Source organism: Streptomyces sp. NBC_00523, assembly GCF_036346615.1.
GTDB lineage: Bacteria > Actinomycetota > Actinomycetes > Streptomycetales > Streptomycetaceae > Streptomyces.
The window spans coordinates 1,237,421-1,262,743 of record NZ_CP107836.1 but is presented as its reverse complement, the minus strand read 5'-3'; the positions used below and the strand labels follow the sequence as shown (position 1 = coordinate 1,262,743).

Annotated in this window: 22 protein-coding genes; 17 read left to right on the top strand and 5 right to left on the bottom strand. The window is 71.2% G+C overall.

What is annotated here, in order from left to right; all coding sequences use genetic code 11:
- Positions 1–39 precede the first annotated feature (39 nt).
- The gene (gene thrS, locus OHS17_RS05590) at positions 40–2,016 is read left to right on the top strand and encodes a threonine--tRNA ligase (protein WP_330311282.1); all 1,977 of its coding nucleotides are present in this window, start codon (positions 40–42) and stop codon (positions 2,014–2,016) included.
- A gap of 30 nt (positions 2,017–2,046) precedes the next feature.
- On the opposite strand, the gene OHS17_RS05585 is transcribed toward thrS, so the two are convergent.
- Positions 2,047–2,730, bottom strand: a complete 684-nt coding sequence (locus OHS17_RS05585; protein ID WP_330311281.1) for a potassium channel family protein — start codon at positions 2,728–2,730, stop codon at positions 2,047–2,049.
- A 66-nt stretch (positions 2,731–2,796) separates the two neighbouring features.
- Between OHS17_RS05585 and OHS17_RS05580 the strand changes: the two genes are divergently transcribed.
- A complete protein-coding gene (locus OHS17_RS05580) occupies positions 2,797–3,357 on the top strand; it encodes an HIT family protein (protein ID WP_161209369.1) in 561 nt (186 codons plus the stop codon).
- Positions 3,358–3,419: 62 nt separating this feature from the next.
- Here the strand turns inward: OHS17_RS05580 and OHS17_RS05575 are convergent, their stop codons facing one another.
- Together OHS17_RS05575 and OHS17_RS05570 are read right to left on the bottom strand one after the other, a co-directional pair.
- Entirely contained in the window at positions 3,420–5,090 is a 1,671-nt protein-coding gene (locus OHS17_RS05575) for a hypothetical protein (protein WP_330311280.1), read from the bottom strand.
- Between the two features lie 155 nt (positions 5,091–5,245).
- Positions 5,246–7,456, bottom strand: coding sequence for an elongation factor G-like protein EF-G2 (locus OHS17_RS05570; RefSeq protein ID WP_330311279.1), 2,211 nt, complete (start codon positions 7,454–7,456; stop codon positions 5,246–5,248).
- A gap of 387 nt (positions 7,457–7,843) precedes the next feature.
- On the opposite strand from OHS17_RS05570, the gene pgsA reads away from it, so the two are divergent.
- The 15 genes from pgsA (at position 7,844) to OHS17_RS05495 (ending at position 23,034) form a co-directional block, all read left to right on the top strand.
- Entirely contained in the window at positions 7,844–8,494 is a 651-nt protein-coding gene (gene pgsA / locus OHS17_RS05565; protein WP_161209363.1) for a phosphatidylinositol phosphate synthase, read from the top strand.
- Positions 8,491–9,438, top strand: coding sequence for a phosphatidylinositol mannoside acyltransferase (locus OHS17_RS05560; protein WP_161209361.1), 948 nt, complete (start codon positions 8,491–8,493; stop codon positions 9,436–9,438). Before pgsA ends, OHS17_RS05560 begins: the two co-directional genes overlap by 4 nt.
- Positions 9,435–10,595 carry a glycosyltransferase family 4 protein gene (locus OHS17_RS05555; RefSeq protein ID WP_018103868.1) on the top strand — a complete coding sequence of 387 codons (1,161 nt, stop codon included), beginning with the start codon at positions 9,435–9,437 and terminating at the stop codon, positions 10,593–10,595. The genes OHS17_RS05560 and OHS17_RS05555 overlap by 4 nt, the downstream gene beginning before the upstream one ends.
- Before the next feature lie 37 nt (positions 10,596–10,632).
- The gene (locus tag OHS17_RS05550; RefSeq protein ID WP_330311278.1) at positions 10,633–11,181 is read left to right on the top strand and encodes a hypothetical protein; all 549 of its coding nucleotides are present in this window, start codon (positions 10,633–10,635) and stop codon (positions 11,179–11,181) included.
- A 150-nt stretch (positions 11,182–11,331) separates the two neighbouring features.
- A complete protein-coding gene (gene pdxS / locus OHS17_RS05545; RefSeq protein ID WP_018103870.1) occupies positions 11,332–12,252 on the top strand; it encodes a pyridoxal 5'-phosphate synthase lyase subunit PdxS in 921 nt (306 codons plus the stop codon).
- A gap of 6 nt (positions 12,253–12,258) precedes the next feature.
- Complete coding sequence (gene pdxT, locus OHS17_RS05540; RefSeq protein ID WP_018103871.1) at positions 12,259–12,852, top strand: pyridoxal 5'-phosphate synthase glutaminase subunit PdxT; 594 nt, start codon at positions 12,259–12,261, stop codon at positions 12,850–12,852.
- A 61-nt stretch (positions 12,853–12,913) separates the two neighbouring features.
- Positions 12,914–13,666 carry a YebC/PmpR family DNA-binding transcriptional regulator gene (locus OHS17_RS05535; protein ID WP_026171624.1) on the top strand — a complete coding sequence of 251 codons (753 nt, stop codon included), beginning with the start codon at positions 12,914–12,916 and terminating at the stop codon, positions 13,664–13,666.
- Positions 13,667–13,798: 132 nt separating this feature from the next.
- Positions 13,799–14,368, top strand: a complete 570-nt coding sequence (gene ruvC, locus OHS17_RS05530) for a crossover junction endodeoxyribonuclease RuvC (RefSeq protein ID WP_330315162.1) — start codon at positions 13,799–13,801, stop codon at positions 14,366–14,368.
- Positions 14,365–14,991, top strand: coding sequence for a Holliday junction branch migration protein RuvA (gene ruvA, locus OHS17_RS05525; protein WP_330311277.1), 627 nt, complete (start codon positions 14,365–14,367; stop codon positions 14,989–14,991). Before ruvC ends, ruvA begins: the two co-directional genes overlap by 4 nt.
- Positions 14,992–15,068: 77 nt before the next feature.
- On the top strand, positions 15,069–16,142 hold the full coding sequence (gene ruvB, locus OHS17_RS05520) for a Holliday junction branch migration DNA helicase RuvB (RefSeq protein WP_073864353.1): 1,074 nt from the start codon (positions 15,069–15,071) through the stop codon (positions 16,140–16,142).
- 165 nt (positions 16,143–16,307) lie between these two features.
- Positions 16,308–16,775, top strand: a complete 468-nt coding sequence (gene yajC, locus OHS17_RS05515; protein WP_330311276.1) for a preprotein translocase subunit YajC — start codon at positions 16,308–16,310, stop codon at positions 16,773–16,775.
- Positions 16,776–16,923: 148 nt separating this feature from the next.
- Positions 16,924–18,678: a protein translocase subunit SecD gene (gene secD / locus OHS17_RS05510; protein WP_161212543.1), complete on the top strand. Its 1,755-nt coding sequence runs from the start codon at positions 16,924–16,926 to the stop codon at positions 18,676–18,678.
- 1 nt (position 18,679) lies between these two features.
- The gene (gene secF, locus OHS17_RS05505; RefSeq protein ID WP_018103878.1) at positions 18,680–19,774 is read left to right on the top strand and encodes a protein translocase subunit SecF; all 1,095 of its coding nucleotides are present in this window, start codon (positions 18,680–18,682) and stop codon (positions 19,772–19,774) included.
- Positions 19,774–20,325, top strand: a complete 552-nt coding sequence (locus OHS17_RS05500; RefSeq protein ID WP_073864348.1) for an adenine phosphoribosyltransferase — start codon at positions 19,774–19,776, stop codon at positions 20,323–20,325. Before secF ends, OHS17_RS05500 begins: the two co-directional genes overlap by 1 nt.
- 150 nt (positions 20,326–20,475) lie before the next feature.
- Positions 20,476–23,034: a RelA/SpoT family protein gene (locus tag OHS17_RS05495; RefSeq protein WP_018103880.1), complete on the top strand. Its 2,559-nt coding sequence runs from the start codon at positions 20,476–20,478 to the stop codon at positions 23,032–23,034.
- 69 nt (positions 23,035–23,103) lie between these two features.
- Here the strand turns inward: OHS17_RS05495 and OHS17_RS05490 are convergent, their stop codons facing one another.
- Positions 23,104–24,333, bottom strand: coding sequence for a DUF349 domain-containing protein (locus tag OHS17_RS05490; protein ID WP_330311275.1), 1,230 nt, complete (start codon positions 24,331–24,333; stop codon positions 23,104–23,106).
- A 173-nt stretch (positions 24,334–24,506) separates the two neighbouring features.
- A complete protein-coding gene (locus tag OHS17_RS05485; RefSeq protein ID WP_330311274.1) occupies positions 24,507–25,301 on the bottom strand; it encodes a peptidylprolyl isomerase in 795 nt (264 codons plus the stop codon).
- Positions 25,302–25,323 lie beyond the last annotated feature (22 nt).

Genomic DNA, 25,323 nt, shown 5'->3' with positions numbered 1-25,323 from the left:
TACGACTGCGGGCGCATCCCCCTGAGTCAGGAGAGACCGGTGTCAGACGTCCGTGTGACCATCCAACGCGATTCCGAGCGGGAAGAGCGCGTGGTGACGACGGGCACTACGGCTGCCGAGCTCTTCCCCGGTGAGCGCACCATCGTCGCGGCCCGCGTCGGCGGCGAGCTGAAGGACCTCGCGTACGAGCTCAAGGACGGCGAGACCGTCGAGCCCGTCGAGATCTCCTCCGAGGACGGCCTCAACATCCTGCGCCACTCCACCGCGCACGTCATGGCCCAGGCCGTGCAGGAGCTGCACCCCGAGGCCAAGCTCGGCATCGGCCCGCCGGTCAAGGACGGCTTCTACTACGACTTCGACGTCGAGAAGCCGTTCACGCCCGAGGACCTCAAGGCCATCGAGAAGAAGATGCAGGAGATCCAGAAGCGGGGCCAGAAGTTCTCCCGCCGGGTCGTGACGGACGAGGCCGCCCGCGAGGAGCTGGCCGACGAGCCTTACAAGCTGGAGCTCATCGGCATCAAGGGCTCCGCCTCCTCGGACGACGGTGCGGACGTCGAGGTGGGCGGCGGCGAGCTGACCATCTACGACAACCTCGACCCGAAGACCGGCGACCTGTGCTGGAAGGACCTCTGCCGGGGTCCGCACCTGCCGACCACTCGGTTCATCCCGGCGTTCAAGCTGATGCGGAACGCCGCCGCGTACTGGCGGGGCAGCGAGAAGAACCCGATGCTCCAGCGCATCTACGGCACCGCCTGGCCGACCAAGGACGAGCTGAAGGCGCACCTGGAGTTCCTGGAGGAGGCCGCCAAGCGCGACCACCGCAAGCTCGGCAACGAGCTGGACCTCTTCTCCTTCCCCGACGAGATCGGCCCCGGCCTCGCCGTCTTCCACCCCAAGGGCGGCGTCATCCGCCGGGCCATGGAGGACTACTCGCGCCGCCGCCACGAGGAGGAGGGCTACGAGTTCGTCTACTCGCCGCACGCCACCAAGGGCAAGCTCTTCGAGAAGTCCGGCCACCTGGATTGGTACGCCGACGGCATGTACCCGCCCATGCAGCTCGACGACGGGGTGGACTACTACCTCAAGCCGATGAACTGCCCGATGCACAACCTGATCTTCGACGCGCGCGGTCGTTCGTACCGTGAACTCCCCCTGCGACTCTTCGAGTTCGGCACCGTGTACCGGTACGAGAAGTCGGGCGTCGTGCACGGCCTGACCCGCTCGCGCGGCTTCACGCAGGACGACGCGCACATCTACTGCACCCGTGAGCAGATGGCCGAGGAGCTGGACCGGACGCTCACCTTCGTCCTGAACCTGCTCCGCGACTACGGGCTCACCGACTTCTACCTGGAGCTGTCCACCAAGGACCCGGAGAAGTTCGTCGGGTCGGACGACGCCTGGGAAGAGGCCACCGAGACCCTGCGCCAGGTCGCCGAGAAGCAGGGCCTGCCCCTGGTCCCGGACCCGGGCGGGGCCGCGTTCTACGGCCCGAAGATCTCGGTGCAGTGCAAGGACGCCATCGGCCGGACCTGGCAGATGTCGACCATCCAGCTCGACTTCAACCTGCCGGAGCGGTTCGACCTGGAGTACACGGGTCCGGACGGCTCCAAGCAGCGCCCGGTCATGATCCACCGTGCCCTGTTCGGTTCCATCGAGCGCTTCTTCGCGGTGCTCCTGGAGCACTACGCGGGCGCGTTCCCGGTGTGGCTGGCCCCGGTCCAGGCGGTCGGCATCCCGATCGGCGACGCCCACATCCCGTACCTCCAGGAGTTCGCGGCCAAGGCCCGCAAGCAGGGGCTCCGGGTGGACGTGGACGCCTCCTCGGACCGCATGCAGAAGAAGATCCGGAACCAGCAGAAGGCCAAGGTTCCGTTCATGATCATCGCGGGTGATGAGGACATGGCCAACGGTGCCGTCTCCTTCCGCTACCGCGACGGTTCGCAGGAGAACGGGATCCCGGTGGACGAGGCCATCGCCAAGATCGCCGAGGTCGTCGAGGACCGCGTCCAGGTCTGATCCGAGCCGTTCCAGGAGCCCCCGGCCGAGCTACCCGCTCGCCGGGGGCTCCTTCTCGTCCTCCCGCCGGAACACCTGGATCAGCCACGACGAGAACGAGCCCGTCACCGCCCCCAGCAGCCCCAGGCCGCACGCCATCAGGCCCGCCGCGATGATCCGGCCCCCCGCCGTCACCGGCACGGCATCCCCGTAACCCACCGTCGTCAGCGTCTCGCACGCCCACCAGACCGCGTCCCCGAACGTGCGGATCGAGGCGCCCGGGGCGTCGTGCTCCCAGTGGTACACGCTGAGGGCCGCCGAGAGGCCCAGCAGGACGGCGGTCATTCCGGCGTACGAGATCACCCGCGCGTACAGGCCGAGGCGCGGGCGGTCCCGCTTCTCCTGGACCGCCGTGTAGACCTTCACCATGCGCAGCGGGCGCAGCAGCGGCAGGACCAGGACCAGGGTGTCGAGCCAGTGGACGCGGACGAAGCGGAGGCCCGGGCCGAGGCCGCTGAGCCGCACGCGCACCGCGTAGTCGAGGACGAAGAGCAGCCAGGTCGCGCCGACGAGGGCGAGGGAGATGTCGTGCCAGGGCTGCGCGTCGTGCGGGGTGAGGACGCGGAACGCGTAGCCGGCGAGGAAGACCAGGGAGGCGGCGAGGAGCGGGACCTCGGTGCGCCGCTCCCAGCGGGTGAGAGCGGGAGGGGGCCGGTCGGGGGTGCGCGCGCTCATCGGCCCAGCATCGCGGGGCGTGTACGGGATCAGCCCCGGCGACACGCTCCGCACAGGTGAAGCAATATGCTGGCCGGCATGACGAGTGAGCCGGAGCAGCAGATCGGAGTGGGGACGCCCGACGCGTTCCAGCGCCTGTGGACGCCCCACCGGATGGCGTACATCCAGGGGGAGAACAAGCCGACCGGCCCGGAGGCGGGGGACGGCTGTCCGTTCTGCGGGATTCCGGAGAAGTCGGACGAGGACGGGCTCGTCGTCGCGCGCGGTGCGAAGGTGTACGCCGTGCTGAATCTTTACCCGTACAACGGGGGCCACCTGATGGTGGTGCCGTACCGGCACGTCGCGGACTACACGGAGCTGGACGGTCCGGAGACGGCGGAGCTGGCCGATTTCACGAAGCGGGCGATGCGTGCGCTGCGGGCGGCTTCGGGTGCGCACGGGTTCAACATCGGGATGAACCAGGGTGCGGTGGCGGGGGCGGGGATCGCCGCGCATCTGCATCAGCACCTGGTGCCCCGGTGGGGCGGGGACGCGAACTTCATGCCGGTGGTGGGGCACACCCGGGTGCTGCCGCAGCTGCTGGCGGACACGCGGAAGATGCTGGCGGACGCCTGGCCGGCCGCCTGACTCGTCGCTCGTGCGGGGCGCTCCGGACTTCTTCCGGGGCGCCCCGTTCGCGTACGCGGGGGTTACGCGTCGTAGAGGTCGGCCTTGCCGGGGCTGGGCTGCTGGACGAGGCCGCTGAGGACCGACGAGCGGCTGTTGAAGCGCTCGGTGTCCACGCCGTGCTCCTCCAGGACCTTGATGGCGGCGTTGTGCACGACGCGCAGGACGGGGGTGGCGGCGCGCATGGCGTCGTCGGCCATGAAGCGGTGGCGCCAGGGCTTCTCGGCCCAGGCGTGGCGGAGGCCGAAGGGCTCGGGCAGGGCGATCTTGCCGCCGAGGTAGTCGAGGAGCGGCGGATACCAGGTGAAGGGGGCGCGCAGGGCGAGGCGGGTGACCTCGTGGGCGTCGACCAGGGCGAGGGTGATGTCGCGGGTCTCCCAGAACCGGACGGTCTTGTTGACGGTCCGGGTCTTCGCGGCCGGCTTGGAGGTGAAGAGGGAGTGGACGGGGCCGAGGGCGTGTCCGGTGACCTCGATGCGCAGGGTCTCGTAGAGGACGGTGACGGTGATCATCATGGTGATCACGAGCTGGCCGTCCCAGAGGGTGAACTGCACGCCTAGGTAGTGCCGGTTGCCGCCGCCGAACTGCTGGTGGTTGCAGATCCGCTGTATCTCGTGGGGCTTGATCTGGTAGGTGGCGACGTCCTCGCCCTGGGGGCGGGTGACGGCGTCGGCGTTCTCCCCGATGGGGGTGACGATCCAGTGGTTGACGGAGGGGGTGGGGAATCCGCCGGTGTTCAGCGGGCCGCGTTCCAGCAGTTTGAGCTGGTCGTGGATGACGCGGATGACGTCCCAGCTGCGGAACTGGTGGATCTCCTTGCCGGGCTCCTTGGGGACGAGGTCCTCGGCGAGCTGCCAGCTGCCCCAGCGGGTGCCCATGCCGAGGATGCCCTTGGGGCCGGCGTAGAAGACGGAGTTGGACTGCTGTTCGGCGGAGAGCTTCTCCAGGCCCTGGCGCAGGGCCTCGCGGGCGGTCTCGCTGGGGTTCTTCGGGACGGACTCCGGGATCTTGGCGGTGACGCCGCCGCCGGAGAGCAGGCCCTCCCAGCGGGAGCGCATGTCCCGGGCGGAGCGTTCGGCGATCCGTTTGGCGATGTACCAGCCGATGACCGGGGCGACGAGCATGGCGCGCAGGTAGAGGGCGAGGAGTCCGGTCAGGGGCAGCCGGATCATCAGGACGACGACGCCGATGCCGACGAGGGGCAGCAGGCTGTTGCCGAGGGTGGTGAGGAGCCGGTCCTTGGTCTTGGCGAAGCCGTCGCGGAGCCGGAAGGCGATGACCCACAGCAGCATGCCCGGCAGGAACAGGAAGCCGAACAGCACGGTGACGGCGGTGAGCCGGGTGTCGCGCTGCTTGCGGAGGCTGTTGGCGGAGAGGCAGTGTTCGACCACGGTCTGCGGGTCGGTGCCGAAGGACTGGATGAGGTCCTTGCGGGCGCCGCCGAGCATGCGCTCCTGCACGGCGCGGGCGAACGCCTCGCCGAGGTTGGGCTTGAAGTAGTCGGACTTGAGGAAGCCGGAACGGCCCGCTTTCACCTCGGACTTGTGCCACTCGCTGTTGGCTTTGAGGATCTCCTCCACCGGGCTGTCGCGGTACGCGGCGGAGGCGAGGGCGTTGGTCGCCACCGCCGCGCCTGCCGACCCCTGGAGCGGAATCTGCGCTCCGGGTGAGAAATCGAATCCGTTGCTGGCCACTGTCGCCCCCACTCGCCACCGAGGAACCGCTCCTGCGGCTGTTTCCCAACTGCCGTGCCCGGCACACTTTCTGAGCTGGGGTCTCAGCGTATCGTCCGGATACGTCCGCCGTCCGGCCCTGTGGACAACGTGCGGGGGGAGTGGCCCGTTCCGCGTCACCCCGGGGAGGCGTGGACGCGGTCGGCGAGCTGTGGGGGCATGGGTTCGTGGCGGGCGTACGCGCGGTCGAAGCGGCCGGTGCCGTGGGTGAGGGCGCGCAGGTCCACCGCGTACCGGCCGATTTCCAGTTCGGGGACGTCGGCGCGGACGAGGGTGCGTCCGGAGCCGGACTGCTCGGTGCCGGTGACCCGGCCCCGGCGGCCCGAGAGGTCGCTCATGACCGGGCCCACGTAGTCGTCGGGCACCAGGACGCTGACCTCGGCGACGGGTTCCAGGAACCGGACGTGCGCCTCGGCGGCGGCCTCGCGCAGGGCCAGGGCGCCGGCGGTCTGGAAGGCGGCGTCCGACGAGTCCACGGAGTGGGCCTTGCCGTCGCGCAGGACGACCCGGATGTCGACCAGGGGGTGTCCGGCGGCGACGCCCCGGGCGGCCTGGGCGCGGACGCCCTTCTCGACGGAGGCGATGAACGGGCGGGGGACGGAGCCGCCGACGACCCGGTCCACGAATTCGACGCCGGAGCCGGCGGGCAGGGGTTCGACGGCGATCTCGCAGACCGCGTACTGGCCGTGGCCGCCGGACTGCTTGACGTGGCGGCCGCGTCCGGTGGCCGGTCCGGCGAAGGTCTCACGGAGGGCGACGCGGTGCGGGACGGCGTCGACCTGGACGCCGTAGTGGTCGCGCAGCCGGTCCAGGGCGACGTCCAGGTGGGCCTCGCCCAGGCACCACAGGACGAGCTGTCCGGTGTCCGGGTTCTGTTCGAGGCGCATGGCCGGGTCCTCGGCGACGAGGCGGGCCAGGCTGTGCGAGAGCTTGTCCTCGTCGGCCTTGCTGTGGGCCTGGACGGCGAGCGGGAGCAGGGGGTCGGGGGTGGTCCAGGGTGCGAGGAGGAGCGGGTGGCCGGTGCCGGAGAGGGTGTCGCCGGTCTCGGCGGTCTCCAGCCGGGCGACGCAGGCCAGATCACCGGCGATGCACGCGTCGAGGGGCCGCTGTTGCTTCCCGAAGGGCGAGGTGAGGGCGCCGACGCGGGTGCGTGCCTCGTGGTCGGGCCGGTCCTCGTGTGCGGGGGAGTCGAGGCCGTGGCCGTGGACGTGCACGGTGTCGTCGGGGCGCAGGGTGCCGGAGAAGACGCGGACGAGGGAGAGCCGGCCGACGTAGGGGTCGGAGGACGTCTTGACGACCTCGGCGACCAGGGGGCCCTCGGGGTCGCCGTCGAGGGCGGGGAGCGGGGAGCCGTCCGGGGCGGTGACGGCGGGCAGCGGGTGTTCGAAGGGGGTCGGGAAGCCGCCGGTGATCAGGTCGAGGAGTTCGACGGTGCCGATGCCCTGGCGGGCGCCCTCTGCGGCGGGGGCGGCGGCGAGGGCGGGGTGGAAGGAGCCGCGGGCCACGGCGCGTTCGAGGTCGGTGATCAGGGTGCCGGTGTCGATGGCCTCGCCGCCGAGGTAGCGGTCCATCAGGGTCTCGTCCTCGCTCTCCGCGATGATGCCCTCGATGAGGCGGGCGCGGGCCTCGGCCAGGGGTGCCCGCTCGTCGCCGGACGGGGGGTGTTCGGCGCGCTCGCCCGAGGAGTAGTCGAAGACGCGCTCGGTGAGCAGGCCGGTGAGGCCGGTGAGCGGGGCGTGCCCGTCGGCGGCCTCGGGGCCGAGCACGGGCAGGTAGAGGGGGAGTACGGCGTCGGGGTCGTCGCCGCCGAAGAGCTCCCCGCAGATCCGGGTCATCGCGTCGAACGGGGTGCGGGCGGTGTCGATGTGGGTGACCACGAGAGCGCGGGGCATGGCGACGGCGGCGCACTCCTCCCACAGCGCCCGGGTGGTCGCGGCGACGGCCTCGGGGTCCTGGGCGGCCGAGACGACGAAGAGGGCCGCGTCCGCCGCCCGCAGCCCGGCCCTGACCTCCCCGACGAAGTCGGCGTACCCGGGGGTGTCCAGCAGGTTGATCCGGTGCCCGTCCCAGTCCACGGGGACCAGGGAGAGCTGGACGGACCGGTTCTGGCGGTGCTCGATCTCCGCGTGGTCGGAGACGGTCGTGCCGTCCTCGACCCGGCCCGCCCGGCCGAGGGCGCCCGCGGTCTGCGCGAGCGCCTCGACCAGTGTGGTCTTGCCGGAGCCGCTGTGGCCGACCAGTGCCACGTTGCGCAGGGCGCGGGGGTGGTGGCCGGCCGCCGGTGTCCCTCCGGCGGCTCCGGTGCGTGTGTGTGCCTTGTCGCCCATGATCATGCCTCCCGTCGGTGGCGCACGGGCACGCGCTCAGGGCCGACGCGGCGGCAGCGGCGACGCCCGCGGTATTCCGAGCTTGGCACTGCCTCGGCACCGCGTCCATAGCTCGCGCCCGCACCGGCCGGGGTGCCCGGACGGTGGACGCCGCGGAGCGTGACTACGATGGGCGCGGAGGGTGCTGAAGGCCCTGGCCGGGCTCGCGGCGCCCGGCACGCACGTCTGCGGCGTTGCCGAAACGCCTTCATGGCTCCGCCATGGAGACGCTCCGGCGCCTTGCAGCCGCACGCACCGGCCACCGCTCCCTGATCCGGCCAGGGCCTTCAGCACCCTCCAGCCGGTGGCCGACGGGGTCACACGGCCCAGCTACCCCTCGGGAAGGCCATGCTGAACAAGTACGCGCGTGCCTTTTTCACGCGTGTCCTCACGCCGTTCGCCGCACTGCTCCTCCGTCTCGGTGTGAGCCCGGACGCGGTCACCCTGATCGGGACGGCCGGGGTGATGGCCGGTGCGCTGGTCTTCTTCCCGATGGGGGAGTTCTTCTGGGGCACGATCGTCATCACGATCTTCGTGTTCTCGGACCTCGTCGACGGGAACATGGCCCGCCAGGCGGGCATCTCCAGCCGGTGGGGCGCGTTCCTGGACTCCACGCTCGACCGGGTCGCCGACGGTGCGATCTTCGGCGGCTTCGCCCTCTGGTACGCGGGCAGCGGCGACGACAACGTCCTGTGCGCGGTGGCGATCTTCTGCCTGGCGAGCGGCCAGGTGGTCTCGTACACGAAGGCGCGCGGTGAGGCGATCGGGCTGCCGGTGGCGGTCAACGGGCTCGTGGAGCGTGCCGAGCGCCTGGTGATCTCGCTGGTGGCGGCCGGTTTCGCGGGTCTGCACAAGTTCGGGGTGCCGGGCATCCAGGTGCTGCTGCCGATCGCGCTGTGGATCGTCGCCGTCGGCAGCCTCGTGACGCTGGTCCAGCGGGTCGTCACCGTGCGCCGCGAGTCCGCCGAGGCGGACGCGGCGGACGCGGCCGGGGAGTGAGCGTGGCCGGCGCCGACGCGCGGCCCGGCGCGAAGGAGCGGCTGAGCGACGCGCTGTACGGGCTGGGCTGGTCGGCGGTCAAGACGCTGCCCGAACCGGCCGCCCGGGCCCTTTTCCGTACCCTCGCCGACCAGGTGTGGAAGCGGCGCGGCAAGAGTGTGCTCCGGCTGGAGGCGAACCTCAAGCGGGTCGTGCCGGACGCCGACCCGGCCCGGCTGGCCGCCCTGTCGCGGGCCGGCATGCGTTCGTACATGCGCTACTGGATGGAGTCGTTCCGGCTGCCCACCTGGAGCCCGGAGCGGATCAAGGCGTCGATCGACGTCACGGACGCGCACCGGCTGACGGACGGGCTGGACTCGGGGCGCGGGGTGATCCTGGCCCTGCCGCACCTGGGGAACTGGGACCTGGCCGGGGCGTGGGTGACCACGGACCTGAAGGTGCCGTTCACCACGGTCGCCGAGCGGCTGAAGCCGGAATCGCTGTACGACCGGTTCGTCGCCTACCGCGAGGGCCTGGGCATGGAGGTGCTGCCGCACACCGGCGGTGCCGCGTTCGGGACGCTGGCCCGGCGGCTGCGGTCGGGCGGTCTGGTCTGCCTGGTCGCCGACCGCGATCTGTCCTCGTCGGGCATCGAGGTGTCGTTCTTCGGCGATACGGCCCGGATGCCGGCCGGGCCCGCGCTGCTCGCCCAGCAGACCGGGGCGCTGCTGCTGCCGGTGACGCTCTCGTACGACGACACGCCGGTGATGAAGGCGCGCATCCATCCGCCGGTCGAGGTGCCGGAGTCAGGTGACCGGGCCGGGAAGACGTCTGTGATGACGCAGGCCCTGGCCGACGCGTTCGCCGTGGGCATCGCCGAGCACCCGGAGGACTGGCACATGCTGCAACGGCTCTGGATCGCCGACCTCGAACCCCGTGCGGACCGGAGCGGAGACCCGACGTGAAGATCGGCATCGTCTGCCCGTACTCCTGGGACGTTCCCGGCGGAGTGCAGTTCCACATCCGCGACCTGGCCGAGCATCTGATCCGGCTCGGCCACGAGGTGTCCGTGCTGGCCCCGGCCGACGACGAGACGCCGCTGCCGCCGTACGTGGTCTCCGCGGGCCGGGCCGTGCCGGTGCCGTACAACGGCTCGGTGGCCCGGCTGAACTTCGGCTTCCTGTCGGCGGCGCGGGTGCGGCGCTGGCTGCACGAGGGCACGTTCGACGTCATCCACATCCACGAGCCGACCTCGCCGTCGCTGGGGCTGCTGACCTGCTGGGCGGCGCAGGGGCCGATCGTCGCCACGTTCCACACGTCCAACCCGCGCTCCCGGGCGATGATCGCCGCGTACGCGATCCTGCAGGCGGCGCTGGAGAAGATCAGCGCGCGGATCGCGGTCAGCGAGTACGCCCGCCGAACCCTGGTCGAGCACCTGGGCGGGGACGCCGTGGTCATCCCGAACGGCGTGGACGTCGACTTCTTCGCGCGGGCCGAGCCCCGGCCCGAGTGGCAGGGCGGCACGATCGGCTTCATCGGCCGCATCGACGAACCCCGCAAGGGCCTGCCCGTCCTGATGCGCGCGTTGCCCGCGATCCTGGCCGCCCGCCCGGACACCAGGCTGCTGGTGGCGGGCCGGGGCGACGAGGAGGAGGCCGTCGCCTCGCTGCCGAAGGAGATGCGCTCGCGTGTGGAGTTCCTGGGCATGGTGAGCGACGAGGACAAGGCGCGGCTGCTGCGCAGCGTCGACCTGTACGTGGCGCCCAACACCGGGGGCGAGAGCTTCGGGATCATCCTGGTCGAGGCCATGTCGGCGGGCGCGCCGGTCCTCGCCAGCGATCTGGACGCCTTCGCGCAGGTCCTGGACCAGGGCGCGGCGGGCGAGCTGTTCGCCAACGAGAACGCGGACGCGCTGGCCGAGGCGGCGATCCGGCTGCTGGGCGACCCGGAGCGGCGCGCCGGGCTGCGCGAGCGGGGGAGCGCCCATGTCCGGCGCTTCGACTGGTCGACGGTCGGGGCGGACATCCTCGCGGTGTACGAGACGGTGACGGACGGCGCCGCCTCGGTGGCGGCCGACGAACGCACCGGGCTGCGCGCCCGGTTCGGGCTGGCCCGGGAGTAGCCGGGGCGGGGCCCGTTCCCCGGTAGCCTTGCCGCCCGTGACCGTAACCCTCATCATCTGGGCCGTCGTGGTGCTCGTCGCGATCGGCCTGTACCTCAGCTGGACCGCCGGCCGCCTCGACCGGCTGCACACCCGCATCGACGCGGCCCGGGCCGCCCTCGACGCGCAACTGCTGCGCCGGGCCTCGGTCACCCAGGAGCTCGCCACCTCCGGCGTCCTCGACCCGGCCGCGTCGATCGTGCTGTACGAGGCCGCGCACGCCGCGCGGCAGTCGCCCGAGGACCACCGCGAGGTCGCCGAGAGCGAGCTGAGCACCGCCCTGCGCGCCGTGTTCGGCGAGAGCGCGCAGGTGGAGGCGGTACGGGAGATCCCCGGGGGCCAGGACGCGGCGTCCGAGCTGGCGGCCGCGGTGCGGCGGGTGCCGATGGCGCGCCGCTTCCACAACGACGCGGTCCGGGCGGCGCGGGCGCTGCGCCGCCATCGCACGGTGCGGTGGTTCCGGCTGGCCGGGCACGCGCCGTTCCCGCTGGCCTTCGAGATGGACGACGAGCCGCCGGTGGCCCTCGCGGACCGGCCGGGCAGCTGACGGACAGTGCCCTGTCCCCGTACGCGGGGGCGTAGGCGAAAACGATCCACCGGCCTCCTATTGGCCCTTGCTGTGGACTGGTGCGGGGGAGTTTGCTCGGGACTGCGTCATTCGGCGCGTCCGCATCCGCTCCCCCCAGTGAGGTCATCCGTGTCCACGCTTCCCAGCACCCCGCAGTCCGCCGACGCCCCCGCCACCGGCACCGCCCGCGTCAAGCGCGGCATGGCCGAGCAGCTCAAGGGCGGCGTGATCATGGACGTCGTCAACGCCGAGCAGGCGAAGATCGCCGAGGACGCGGGCGCCGTGGCGGTCATGGCGCTGGAGCGGGTGCCGGCCGACATCCGCAAGGACGGCGGCGTGGCCCGGATGTCGGACCCGAACATGATCGAGGAGATCATCGAGTCGGTGTCCATCCCGGTGATGGCCAAGTCCCGCATCGGCCACTTCGTGGAGGCGCAGGTCCTCCAGTCCCTCGGCGTCGACTACATCGACGAGTCCGAGGTCCTGACCCCGGCCGACGAGGTCAACCACAGCGACAAGTTCGCCTTCACCACCCCCTTCGTCTGCGGCGCCACCAACCTGGGCGAGGCGCTGCGCCGTATCGCCGAGGGCGCGGCCATGATCCGCTCGAAGGGCGAGGCGGGCACCGGCAACGTCGTCGAGGCCGTCCGCCACCTGCGCCAGATCAAGAACGAGATCGCCCGGCTCCGCGGCTACGACAACAACGAGCTGTACGCGGCCGCCAAGGACCTGCGCGCCCCCTACGAGCTGGTCAAGGAGGTCGCGGAGCTGGGCAAGCTGCCCGTCGTGCTGTTCTCCGCGGGCGGCGTCGCCACCCCGGCCGACGCGGCGCTGATGCGCCAGCTCGGTGCCGAGGGCGTCTTCGTCGGCTCCGGGATCTTCAAGTCCGGCGACCCGGCCAAGCGCGCCGCCGCCATCGTGAAGGCCACCACCTTCTACGACGACCCGAAGATCATCGCGGACGCCTCCCGGAACCTGGGCGAGGCCATGGTCGGCATCAACTGCGACACGCTGCCCGAGGCCGAGCGCTACGCCAACCGCGGCTGGTAGTCACCGATGAACGACACCCCTGTGATCGGAGTCCTGGCCCTCCAGGGCGACGTACGGGAACACCTGATCGCCCTGGCCTCGGCGGACGCCCTGGCCAGGCCGGTCCGGCGTCCCGAGGAGCTGGCCGAGGTGGACGGCCTGGTCCTGCCCGGCGGCGAGTCCACCACCATGTCCAAGCTGGCCGCCCTCTTCGGCATGCTGGACCCCCTGCGCGAGCGCATCGCGGCCGGGATGCCGGTCTACGGCACCTGCGCCGGGATGATCCTGCTCGCCGACAAGATCCTCGATCCCCGGTCCGGCCAGGAGACGCTGGGCGGCATCGACATGATCGTGCGCCGTAACGCTTTCGGGCGGCAGAACGAGTCCTTCGAGGCGGCCGTCGAGGTCGCCGGGATCGACGGCGGTCCGGTCGAGGGCGTCTTCATCCGGGCCCCCTGGGTCGAGTCGGTGGGCGCCGGGGCGAAGGTGATCGCGGAGCACGGCGGGCACATCGTGGCCGTACGCCAGAACAACGCCCTCGCCACCTCGTTCCACCCGGAACTGACCGGGGATCACCGACTCCACGCGTACTTCACCGAGATGGTGCGCGCGGCCGGGTGACTCGATCCCGGTAGGATCTCTCGGGTTCGTACGGAATTTGGTGACGCGAAGGAGAAGGCAGATGTCCGGCCACTCTAAATGGGCTACGACGAAGCACAAGAAGGCCGTGATTGACGCCAAGCGCGGCAAGCTCTTCGCGAAGCTGATCAAGAACATCGAGGTCGCGGCCCGCACCGGCGGTGTGGACCCCGAGGGCAACCCGACCCTCGTGGACGCGATCCAGAAGGCGAAGAAGAGTTCGGTCCCGAACAAGAACATCGACTCCGCGGTCAAGCGCGGTGGCGGTCTCGAAGCGGGCGGCGTCGACTACCAGACGATCATGTACGAGGGTTACGGCCCCAACGGCGTCGCGGTGCTCATCGAGTGCCTCACCGACAACCGCAACCGTGCCGCGTCCGACGTACGGGTCGCCATGACCCGCAACGGCGGTTCGATGGCCGACCCGGGTTCCGTCTCGTACCTCTTCAACCGCAAGGGCGTCGTCATCGTCCCCAAGGGCGAGCTGACCGAGGACGACGTGCTCGGTGCCGTTCTCGAGGCGGGCGCCGAGGAGGTCAACGACCTCGGCGACTCCTTCGAGGTCGTCAGCGAGGCCACCGACATGGTCGCGGTCCGCACCGCGCTCCAGGAGGCGGGCATCGACTACGACTCGGCCGAGGCCAACTTCCTGCCCACCATGCAGGTCGACCTGGACGAAGAGGGCGCGCGCAAGATCTTCAAGCTGATCGACGCGCTGGAGGACAGCGACGACGTGCAGAACGTCTTCGCCAACTTCGACGTGAGCGACGAGGTCATGGCGAAGGTCGACGCCTGAGCCGCGTCTGACACAGCTGTTGCGGACGGGCCGGCGGGGGACACACCCCCGCCGGCCCGCCGCATTGTCGGTGCCGACCGATAGCCTGCTGAAACACTGGAACAGTTGACCGATCGGCAGGGAGGGGCGACCGTGCGCGTGCTCGGCGTGGACCCGGGACTGACCCGGTGCGGGGTCGGCGTGGTCGAGGGCGTCGCGGGCCGCCCGCTCACCATGCTCGGCGTGGGCGTCGTGCGCACCTCCCCCGACGCGGAGCTCGGCCACCGCCTGGTCGCCGTCGAGCGCGGCATCGAGGAATGGCTCGACGAGCACCGCCCCGACTGCGTCGCCGTGGAGCGGGTCTTCGCCCAGCACAACGTGCGTACGGTGATGGGCACCGCCCAGGCCAGCGCGGTCGCCATGCTCTGCGCGGCCCGGCGCGGCCTCCCCGTCGCCCTGCACACGCCCAGCGAGGTCAAGGCCGCCGTCTCCGGCAGCGGGCGCGCCGACAAGGCACAGGTGGGAGCCATGGTGACCCGGCTCCTGCGGCTGGACGCCCCGCCCAGGCCGGCCGACGCCGCGGACGCCCTGGCGCTCGCCATCTGCCACATCTGGCGCGCCCCCGCCCTCAACCGCCTCCAGCAGGCGCACGCGGCGGCCGCCGCCCGCACCCCGCGCGTCCCGCGCACCGCAGCCGTACCCGTCCGGAAGGTCCCCCGATGATCGCCTTCGTCACCGGCCCCGTCGCCGCGCTCGCCCCGACCACGGCCGTCATCGAGGTCGGCGGCATCGGCATGGCCGTCCAGTGCGCCCCGAACACCCTGGCCGCCCTGCGCATCGGCCAGGAGGCCAGGCTCGCCACCTCACTCGTCGTCCGCGAGGACTCGCTGACCCTCTACGGCTTCGCCGACGACGACGAGCGGCAGGTCTTCGAGCTCCTCCAGACCGCCAGCGGCGTCGGCCCCCGGCTCGCCCAGGCCATGCTGGCCACGCACACCCCGGACGCCCTGCGGCTCGCCGTGGCCACCGGCGACGAGAAGGCGCTCACCGCCGTCTCCGGCATCGGCAAGAAGGGCGCCCAGAAGCTCCTGCTGGAACTGAAGGACCGACTCGGCGAACCGATCGGCGCCCACGCCCCCGGCCAGGGCATCGGCAGCGCCGTCTCCGCCTCCTGGCGCGACCAGCTCCAGGCCGCCCTGATCGGCCTCGGCTACGCCACCCGCGAGGCCGACGAGGCGGTCGCCGCCGTCGCGCCCCAGGCCGAGGAAGCCCTCGCCGCCGGAGGCCAGGCGCCCGTGCCACAGCTGCTGCGCGCCGCCCTGCAGACCCTCAACCGGGCGCGCTGAGCGGCACGGGCCCCCCTTCTCCGCCCGGCCGGCCACCCCCGGCCCGGGCACCGATACATCCGAGGCGGACAGACGAGATGAACTGGGACGACACCGGAGCCGGCATGGACGACCGGCTCGACGAGCGGCTGGTCGACGCCGGCGCGGACGGCGACGACACCGCGGTCGAGGCCGCGCTGCGCCCCAAGGACCTGGACGAGTTCGTCGGCCAGGAAAAGGTCCGCGAACAGCTCGACCTGGTCCTCAAGGCCGCCCGCGCCCGCGGCGCCACCGCCGACCACGTCCTGCTCTCCGGCGCGCCCGGCCTCGGCAAGACCACCCTCTCCATGATCATCGCGGCGGAGATGAACGCCCCGATCCGCATCACCTCCGGCCCCGCCATCCAGCACGCCGGCGACCTCGCGGCGATCCTCTCCTCGCTCCAGGAGGGCGAGGTGCTGTTCCTGGACGAGATCCACCGCATGTCCCGGCCCGCCGAGGAGATGCTGTACATGGCCATGGAGGACTTCCGGGTCGACGTCATCGTCGGCAAGGGCCCCGGCGCCACCGCGATCCCGCTGGAGCTGCCCCCCTTCACGCTGGTCGGCGCCACCACCCGGGCCGGGCTGCTGCCGCCCCCGCTGCGCGACCGCTTCGGCTTCACCGGGCACATGGAGTTCTACGCCCCCGCCGAGCTGGAACGGGTGATCCACCGGTCCGCCCGCCTGCTCGACGTCGAGCTGGACGCCGAGGGCGCCGCCGAGATCGCCGGGCGCTCCCGGGGCACGCCCCGTATCGCGAACCGGCTGCTGCGCCGCGTGCGGGACTACGCCCAGGTCAAGGCCGACGGCCGGATCGACCGGGAGATCGCGTCGGCGGCCCTCGGGGTGTACGAGGTCGACGCCCGGGGTCTGGACCGGCTGGACCGGGCGGTGCTCGGGGCGCTGCTCAAGCTGTTCGGCGGGGGTCCGGTGGGCCTGTCCACGCTCGCGGTCGCCGTGGGGGAGGAGCGCGAGACCGTCGAGGAGGTCGCCGAGCCCTTCCTCGTACGGGAAGGACTGCTGGCCAGGACGCCGCGCGGACGGGTCGCCACCCCGGCCGCCTGGGCCCACCTGGGAATGGTCCCGCCGCAGCACGGCGTAACGGGACAACAGGGCCTGTTCGGGGCGTGATGCGTCACAGGTTGACCGGAAGCGGAACCACGGTGCCATGCTGGGCGTTGTTCCATCGATGCGGACTCGCTTAGACTCCGCCGATGCCGCCCGTAACGGGTCGGTGTATCCACCCCCGTAGACCAGGCCGTTCTCCAGTGCGGTCGTGCGAAGGAAACTCGTCCCGTGAATGTGTCCCTTCTCCTCCCCTTCATCGTGCTCATCGGGGCCATGTTCCTGATGACGCGGTCCGCCAAGAAGAAGCAGGCCGCGGCCGCTGCCATGCGCAACGAGATGCAGCCCGGCACCGGCGTCCGCACGATCGGGGGCATGTACGCCACCGTCAAGGAGCTGCACGACGACACGGTCCTCCTTGAGGTCGCTCCCGGCGTCCACGCCGTGTACGCGAAGAACGCGATCGGCGCCGTCCTCGACGACGCGGAGTACAACCGCATCGTCCACGGCGACGACCCGGAGCTCGACGTCGACGCCGCGGTCGTGCCCGACGACGCCTCCTCGCTGACCGAGGCCGACGACGCCAAGACCGACCTGGTCAAGAAGACCGACTCGGACGACGACGTCGAGGCCGACGCCGAAGCCGCGGACGACAAGAAGTCCGAGGGCAAGACCGACGGCGAGGCCGACGCGAAGTAGCACACCGCGACCCGGGGATGCCGTGAGAGCCCACAGGCGTCCGGCCCCCGGTGCGTGCGTGCCTTCGCGGGGGCGGGTCCCCACTTAACTTCGTGGCCGCTTGGGCGCATACCCGGCGCGGGGCGGTTGGACAGGGAGAAACAACAAGGTGGCAGCACCGAAGAAGGGCCGAGGCGCGGCCGGCGGTCAGGGGAACCCAGTGCGTTCCCTGGCGCTGATCCTGATCGCCATGGTCGCCCTCACGGGCGGGATGTTCCTGGCCCACCAGCCGACGCCGCGACTCGGCATCGACCTGGCGGGCGGCACCTCCATCACGCTGGAGGCCAAGGCCGAGCCGGGCCAGGAAAAGGCGATCAACAAGACCAACATGGACACCGCGGTCGACATCATGAACCGCCGTGTCAACGGTCTCGGGGTCAGCGAGGCCGAGGTCCAGACCCAGGGCAACAGCAACATCATCGTCAACATCCCCAAGGGCACGAACTCCGCCCAGGCCAGGGAGCAGGTCGGCACCACCGCCAAGCTGTACTTCCGGCCGGTGCTGACCGTCGCCGAGGGCACGCCCACCCCGGACCCCAGCGCCTCGCCCTCCGGCAAGGCCAGCAGCTCGCCCTCGCCGAAGGCGTCCGCCTCCGAGAAGGCGACGGACGGCGACAAGGCCGCCAGCCCCTCGGACAAGCCGTCCGCGTCCGCCACCACCCAGGGCCGCGCGGTCACCGGCGCCCTGAAGGCCGACTCCTCGCCGTCGCCGAAGGCCAGCGCCACGCCGAAGGCCAGTGAGTCCGCGTCCGCCGAGGACCAGGCCGCCGCCGCCAAGCTCCAGGAGCAGTTCGCCTCGCTCGACTGCTCCAGCAAGGCGTCCCGCTCCAAGGCCGCCCTGGGCAGCAAGGCCGGCGACACCGTCGTGGCCTGCAGCCAGGAAGGCGACGCCAAGTACGTGCTCGGCCCGGCCGAGGTCTCCGGCACCGAGGTCAAGACCGCCAAGGCCGCCTTCGACCAGCAGCGCGGCATGTGGATCGTCCAGATGGAGTTCAGCGGCAAGGGCTCCAAGCAGTTCCAGACGATCACCAAGAAGCTCTCCACGCAGCAGCAGCCGCAGAACCAGTTCGCCATCGCGCTGGACGGCGAGGTCGTCTCCGCCCCCCGCGTCAGCGAGCAGCTGAGCGGCAGCGCCGAGATCTCCGGCAGCTTCAACCAGGAGTCCGCCGAGGCCCTGGCCAACCAGCTCTCCTACGGTGCGCTCCCGCTCTCCTTCAAGGAGCAGAGCGTCACCACCGTCACCGCAGCGCTCGGCGGCGAGCAGCTGAAGGCCGGTCTCATCGCCGGCGCCATCGGCCTCGCCCTCGTGGTCATCTACCTGGTGGCCTACTACCGCGGTCTGGCGTTCATCGCCCTGCTCAGCCTCCTGGTCTCCGGCATCCTCAGCTACACGATCATGTCGCTGCTCGGCCCGGCCATCGGCTTCGCGCTGAACCTGCCGGCCGTCTGCGGTGCCATCGTGGCCATCGGTATCACCGCCGACTCGTTCATCGTGTACTTCGAACGCGTACGGGACGAGATCCGCGAGGGCCGTACGCTGCGCCCCGCCGTGGAACGCGGCTGGCCGCGCGCCCGGCGCACCATCCTGGTCTCCGACTTCGTGTCGTTCCTCGCCGCCGCCGTGCTCTTCGTGGTCACCGTCGGCAAGGTCCAGGGCTTCGCGTTCACGCTGGGTCTCACCACCCTGCTCGACGTCGTCGTGGTCTTCTTCTTTACCAAGCCGCTCATGACGATCATGGCCCGCAAGAAGTTCTTCGCCAGCGGCCACCCGTGGTCCGGTCTGGACCCGAAGCGCCTCGGTGCGAAGCCGCCGCTGCGCCGCTCCCGTCGTGTCAACGCCCCCACCGAACCGAAGGAGGCGTGAGATGTCGCGACTCGGGAATCTCGGCGCCCGTCTCTACCGAGGCGAGGTCGGCTACGACTTCATCGGCAAGCGCAAGATCTGGTACGGCGTCTCCGTCCTGATCACCATCACGGCCATCCTCGGCCTGGTGGTCAGCGGCCTGAACATGGGCATCGAGTTCAAGGGCGGTGCCGTCTTCACCACCCCGAAGACGAGCGTGTCCGTCTCCGAGGCGGAGGACCTGGCGTCCGACGCCTCCGGCCACCAGGCCATCGTCCAGAAGCTCGGCAACGGCGGTCTGCGCATCCAGATCACCGAGGTCGACACCGCGAAGTCCGACCAGATCCAGGACAAGCTCGCCAAGGACCTCGATGTCCCGCGCGAGAAGATCGCGGCCGACCTCGTCGGTCCCAGCTGGGGCGAGCAGATCGCCAACAAGGCGTGGACCGGCCTCGGCGTCTTCATGATCCTGGTCGTGATCTACCTGGCCATCGCCTTCGAGTGGCGGATGGCCGTCGCGGCCCTGGTCGCGCTGATCCACGACATCACCATCACGGTGGGTGTCTACGCCCTCGTCGGCTTCGAGGTCACCCCGGGCACCGTGATCGGTCTGCTGACCATCCTCGGTTACTCCCTCTACGACACGGTCGTCGTCTTCGACAGCCTCAAGGAGGGCACGAAGGGGATCACCAAGCAGACCCGGTGGACGTACAGCGACGTCGCCAACCGCTCCATCAACAGCACGCTGGTCCGCTCGATCAACACCACCGTCGTCGCCCTGCTGCCGGTCGCCGGCCTGCTGTTCATCGGCGGCGGCGTCCTCGGCGCCGGCATGCTGAACGACATCTCGCTCGCCCTCTTCGTCGGCCTCGCGGCCGGTGCGTACTCCTCGATCTTCATCGCCACCCCGCTGGTCGCCGACCTCAAGGAACGCGAGCCGCAGATGAAGGCCCTGAAGAAGCGGGTCCTCGCCAAGCGCGCGGCCGCCGCCGCCAAGGGTGAGACCGAGGAGGACGAACGAGGCGAGGGCGACTACGAGGACGCCGCCCCCGCGGGTGCCGTCGTCGGACAGCGCCAGCAGCCGAGGGGCCACGGCCGGACCCCGGGGAAGCGCTGATGACCAGCACCACCGAGAGCACCAGGGAGCTGCTGCTCAGCCGCATCCGTGACGTGGCGGACTACCCGAAGCCGGGCGTGATGTTCAAGGACATCACCCCGCTGCTCGCGGACCCGGTCGCCTTCACGGCGCTCACCGACGCCCTCGCGGAGCTGTGCCTGCGGCACGGCGCCACGAAGATCGTCGGCCTGGAGGCCCGCGGCTTCATCCTGGCCGCGCCCGTCGCGGTCCGGGCCGGCCTCGGCTTCGTACCGGTCCGCAAGGCCGGGAAGCTGCCGGGCGCCACGCTCAGCCAGGCGTACGAGCTGGAGTACGGCACCGCCGAGATCGAGATCCACGCGGAGGACCTGTCCGCCGACGACCGGATCATGGTCATCGACGACGTGCTCGCCACCGGCGGCACCGCCGACGCGTCCCTGGAGCTCATCCGCCGGGCCGGCGCCCAGGTCGCCGGGGTCGCCGTCCTCATGGAGCTCGGCTTCCTGGCCGGCCGGGCCCGCCTGGCCGACAGCCTGCGCGGGGCCCCGCTGGAGGCCCTGATCACGGTCTGAGGAGCTGCCGCACCGACGCCGACGGGCACCCGGGAACAACCGGGTGCCCGTCGGCGTTGTCAGGGCTCTCACGGTCCCCGGGGGAGGACGGGCCGCCGGGTCGTTACGATGGCCCTTCCGGGTGTGTCCGGATCCGCACGAGGAGCGCTCTTGCCAGACGAGGCCCAGCCAGTCGCCGCCCCGCAGCCCGACAAGCCCGGGGGCGCCTCCGCCACGCCCGCGAAGCAGCAGCCCGCGGAGAAGCCGAAGCCTCCGGCGCCCCAGCCCGGCACGGGCCCGGCGCCCGCCGAGGCCAACGGCCCCGCGCCCGCTTCCCCCGCCCAGCCGGCCGCACCCGCCCCGACCGCGCCCAAGCCCCCCGCGAAGCCCGCCGCCGGGTCCACCTCGCCCACCGGCCCGGCCTCCCGCTCCGGCGGCTCCTCCAACCGCGTCCGGGCCCGCCTCGCCCGGCTCGGCGTCCAGCGCTCCAGCCCGTACAACCCGGTCCTCGAACCGCTGCTGCGGATCGTCCGCGGCAACGACGCCAAGACCGAGACCGCCACGCTGCGCCAGATCGAGCGGGCCTACCAGGTCGCCGAGCGCTGGCACCGCGGCCAGAAGCGCAAGAGCGGCGACCCGTACATCACGCACCCGCTCGCCGTCACCACGATCCTCGCCGAGCTGGGTATGGATCCGGCCACTCTGATGGCCGGGCTGCTGCACGACACGGTCGAGGACACCGAATACGGCCTGGACACCCTGCGCCGCGACTTCGGCGACCAGGTCGCCCTGCTGGTCGACGGCGTCACCAAGCTGGACAAGGTCAAGTTCGGCGAGGCCGCCCAGGCCGAGACCGTGCGCAAGATGGTCGTCGCCATGGCCAAGGACCCGCGCGTCCTGGTCATCAAGCTCGCCGACCGGCTGCACAACATGCGCACCATGCGGTATCTCAAGCGGGAGAAGCAGGAGAAGAAGGCCCGCGAGACGCTGGAGATCTACGCCCCGCTCGCCCACCGCCTGGGCATGAACACCATCAAGTGGGAGCTGGAGGACCTCGCCTTCGCGATCCTCTACCCCAAGATGTACGACGAGATCGTGCGGTTGGTCGCCGAGCGCGCGCCCAAGCGCGACGAATACCTCGCCATCGTCACCGACGAGGTCCAGGCCGACCTGCGCGCCGCCCGCATCAAGGCCACCGTCACCGGACGGCCGAAGCACTACTACAGCGTCTACCAGAAGATGATCGTGCGGGGCCGCGACTTCGCCGAGATCTACGACCTGGTGGGCATCCGCGTCCTCGTGGACACCGTCCGCGACTGCTACGCGGCGCTCGGCACCGTGCACGCGCGATGGAATCCGGTCCCCGGCCGGTTCAAGGACTACATCGCGATGCCCAAGTTCAACATGTACCAGTCGCTGCACACCACGGTGATCGGTCCCAGCGGCAAGCCCGTCGAGCTCCAGATCCGTACGTTCGACATGCACCGCCGCGCCGAGTACGGCATCGCCGCGCACTGGAAGTACAAGCAGGAGGCCGTCGCGGGCGCCTCCAAGGTCCGCACCGACGTCCCCAAGAACACCGGGCGCGGCCAGGACACCGTCAACGACATGGCGTGGCTCCGTCAGCTCCTGGACTGGCAGAAGGAGACCGAGGACCCCAGCGAGTTCCTGGAGTCCCTGCGCTTCGACCTCTCGCGCAACGAGGTCTTCGTCTTCACGCCCAAGGGCGACGTCATAGCGCTGCCCGCCGGGGCCACCCCGGTTGACTTTGCGTACGCCGTCCACACGGAGGTCGGCCACCGCACGATAGGAGCACGGGTCAACGGCCGGCTCGTGCCGCTGGAGTCCACGCTCGACAACGGCGACCTGGTCGAGGTCTTCACCTCGAAGGCGGCCGGCGCCGGGCCCTCCCGCGACTGGCTGGGCTTCGTCAAGTCGCCCCGGGCCCGCAACAAGATCCGCGCCTGGTTCTCCAAGGAGCGCCGCGACGAGGCGATCGAGCAGGGCAAGGACGCCATCGCGCGGGCCATGCGCAAGCAGAACCTGCCGATCCAGCGCATCCTGACCGGCGACTCGCTGGTGACCCTGGCGCACGAGATGCGCTACCCGGACATCTCGTCCCTGTACGCCGCGATCGGCGAGGGCCATGTGGCCGCCGCGGGCGTCGTGCAGAAGCTGGTCCAGGCCCTCGGCGGCGAGGACGCGGCCAACGAGGACCTGGAGGAGAGCACCCCGCCCTCCCGCAGCCGCACCAAGCGCCGCTCCAACGCCGACCCCGGGGTCGTCGTCAAGGGCGTGGACGACGTGTGGGTCAAGCTCGCGCGCTGTTGTACACCCGTGCCCGGCGACCCCATCATCGGCTTCGTCACCCGGGGCAGCGGCGTCTCCGTGCACCGCGCGGACTGCGTGAACGTCGACTCGCTCTCCCAGCAGCCCGAACGGATCCTGGAGGTCGAGTGGGCGCCCACCCAGTCCTCGGTCTTCCTGGTCGCCATCCAGGTCGAGGCCCTGGACCGTTCCCGGCTCCTGTCGGACGTCACCCGGGTCCTCTCGGACCAGCACGTCAACATCCTGTCCGCCGCCGTCCAGACGTCCCGGGACCGGGTGGCCACCTCGCGCTTCACCTTCGAGATGGGCGACCCGAAGCACCTCGGCCACGTCCTGAAGGCGGTACGCGGCGTGGAGGGCGTCTACGACGTCTACCGGGTGACCTCGGCCCGCCGCCCGTAGCACGCGTACACGAGAGGGGCCCTTCCGCACTGCGCGGAAGGGCCCCTCTCCTGTACTACGGAAGCCGGATCAGCCGCCGAACTCCTCCAGGCCCTTGAGCGCCTGGTCGAGCAGGGCCTGCCGGCCCTCCAGCTCACGGGCCAGCTTGTCCGCACGGGCGTTGTTGCCCGAGGCGCGGGCCGCGTCGATCTGGCCGCGCAGCTTGTCCACGGCCGCCTGGAGCTGACCGGTCAGACCCGCGGCGCGGGCCCGCGCCTCCGGGTTCGTCCGGCGCCACTCGGCCTCCTCGGCCTCCTGGAGCGTCCGCTCCACCGCCTGCATCCGCCCCTCGACCTTCGGACGGGCGTCACGCGGTACGTGGCCGATGGCCTCCCAGCGCTCGTTGATGCCCCGGAACGCGGCCCTGGCCGCCTTCAGGTCCCGCACCGGCACCAGCTTCTCGGCCTCGTCGGCGAGCTCCTCCTTCAGCTTGAGGTTCTCGCCCTGCTCCGCGTCGCGCTCCGCGAAGACCTCGCCACGGGCGGCGAAGAAGACGTCCTGAGCACCGCGGAAACGGTTCCACAGCTCGTCCTCGGCCTCGCGCTGGGCGCGGCCCGCCGCCTTCCACTGGGTCATCAGGTCGCGGTAGCGGGCGGCCGTGGCCCCCCAGTCCGTGGACCCGGAGAGCGCCTCGGCCTCCGCGACCAGCTTCTCCTTGACCTTGCGGGCCTCCTCGCGCTGGGCGTCCAGCGAGGCGAAGTGGGCCTTGCGGCGCTTGGAGAACGCCGAGCGGGCGTGCGAGAAGCGGTGCCACAGCTCGTCGTCGGACTTGCGGTCGAGCCTGGGCAGGCCCTTCCACGTGTCCACGAGGGCGCGCAGCCGCTCGCCCGCGGAGCGCCACTGCTCGCTCTGCGCCAGCTCCTCGGCCTCGGCGACCAGGGCCTCCTTGGCGTGCTTCGCCTCGTCGGCCTGCTTCGCCTTCTGGGCCTTGCGCTCCTCGCGACGCGAGTCGACCGTCGCGACGAGCGCGTCCAGCCGCTTGCGCAGCGCGTCCAGGTCGCCGACGGCGTGGTGCTCGTCGACCTGGGTGCGCAGGTGCTCGATGGCGGTCGTCGCGTCCTTCGCGGACAGATCGGTGGTCTTCACCCGCCGTTCGAGGAGGCCGATCTCGACCACAATGCCCTCGTACTTGCGCTCGAAGTAGGCCAGGGCCTCCGCCGGTGAACCGGCCTGCCACGATCCGACAACCTGCTCGCCGTCGGCTGTACGCACGTACACGGTGCCCGTCTCATCGACTCGGCCCCACGGGTCGCTGCTCACAGCGCCTCCTCCACCTGATGCCCGCGAGGGGATCACCCCCCTGGCATCGTCCACAGTTTCCTGGGGCGGGCACCGCCCGCCCTGCACGACGCCAATCTAGGCGACGGGCCGCCCGGCTGTCCGCACTCAGCACGGCCGGATTTATTCGCCGCCCGCCGGGCCCGCCCCCTCCATCACTTCTTGTCGACGGTCAGCTTCGAGATGTTCACGGCCTTCTTCGGCGCCCCGTCGGGGCCGCCGCCGTCCACTCCGGCCTTGCCGACGGCCTCCACGGCCTTCAGCGACTTCGCGTCCATCGTGCCGAACGGCGTGTACGTGGGCGGCAGCTTGCTGTCCTTGTAGACCAGGAAGAACTGGCTGCCACCGGTGTGCGCCTGACCGGTATTGGCCATCGCCACCGTGCCCGCCGGGTACGTCACCGAGCCGTCCGCGCCCGCCTTGCCCAGCGCGGTCAGGTTCTCGTCGGGGATCGTGTAGCCCGGACCGCCGGTGCCGTCGCCCTTGGGGTCGCCGCACTGGAGGACGTAGATGTTCTCCGTGGTCAGCCGGTGGCACTTGGTGCCGTCGAAGAACTTCTTGTCGGCCAGCGACTTGAAGGAGTTCGTCGTGTGCGGGGTCTTCGACGCGTCCATGGTGAACGCGATGTCGCCCTGGCTCGTCTTGAGCGACATCGTGTACGAGGCCTTCTTGTCGATCTTCATCGCGGGCTCGGGCTTCGCCTCCTCCGTGGGGGAGGGCGACGCCTCGGCCGACGGGCTCTGGCTCGCCGCCGCGTCCGTCTTGTCCTTGTCGTCGTTCCCGCTGGTGGCGAGGTACGTCGCGCCGCCGATGACCGCCACCACGGCGACCGCCGAGGTGATGGCGAGCGTCAGCCGCCTCGTACGCCGCCGGGCGTCCTCCCGGCGTCGCTGCTGCCGCTCGTACTTCTCCCGGGCGAGCTGCCGCCGCCGCTGATCGCTGGTGACCACCGGGTGTTCTCCTTGTACGTCG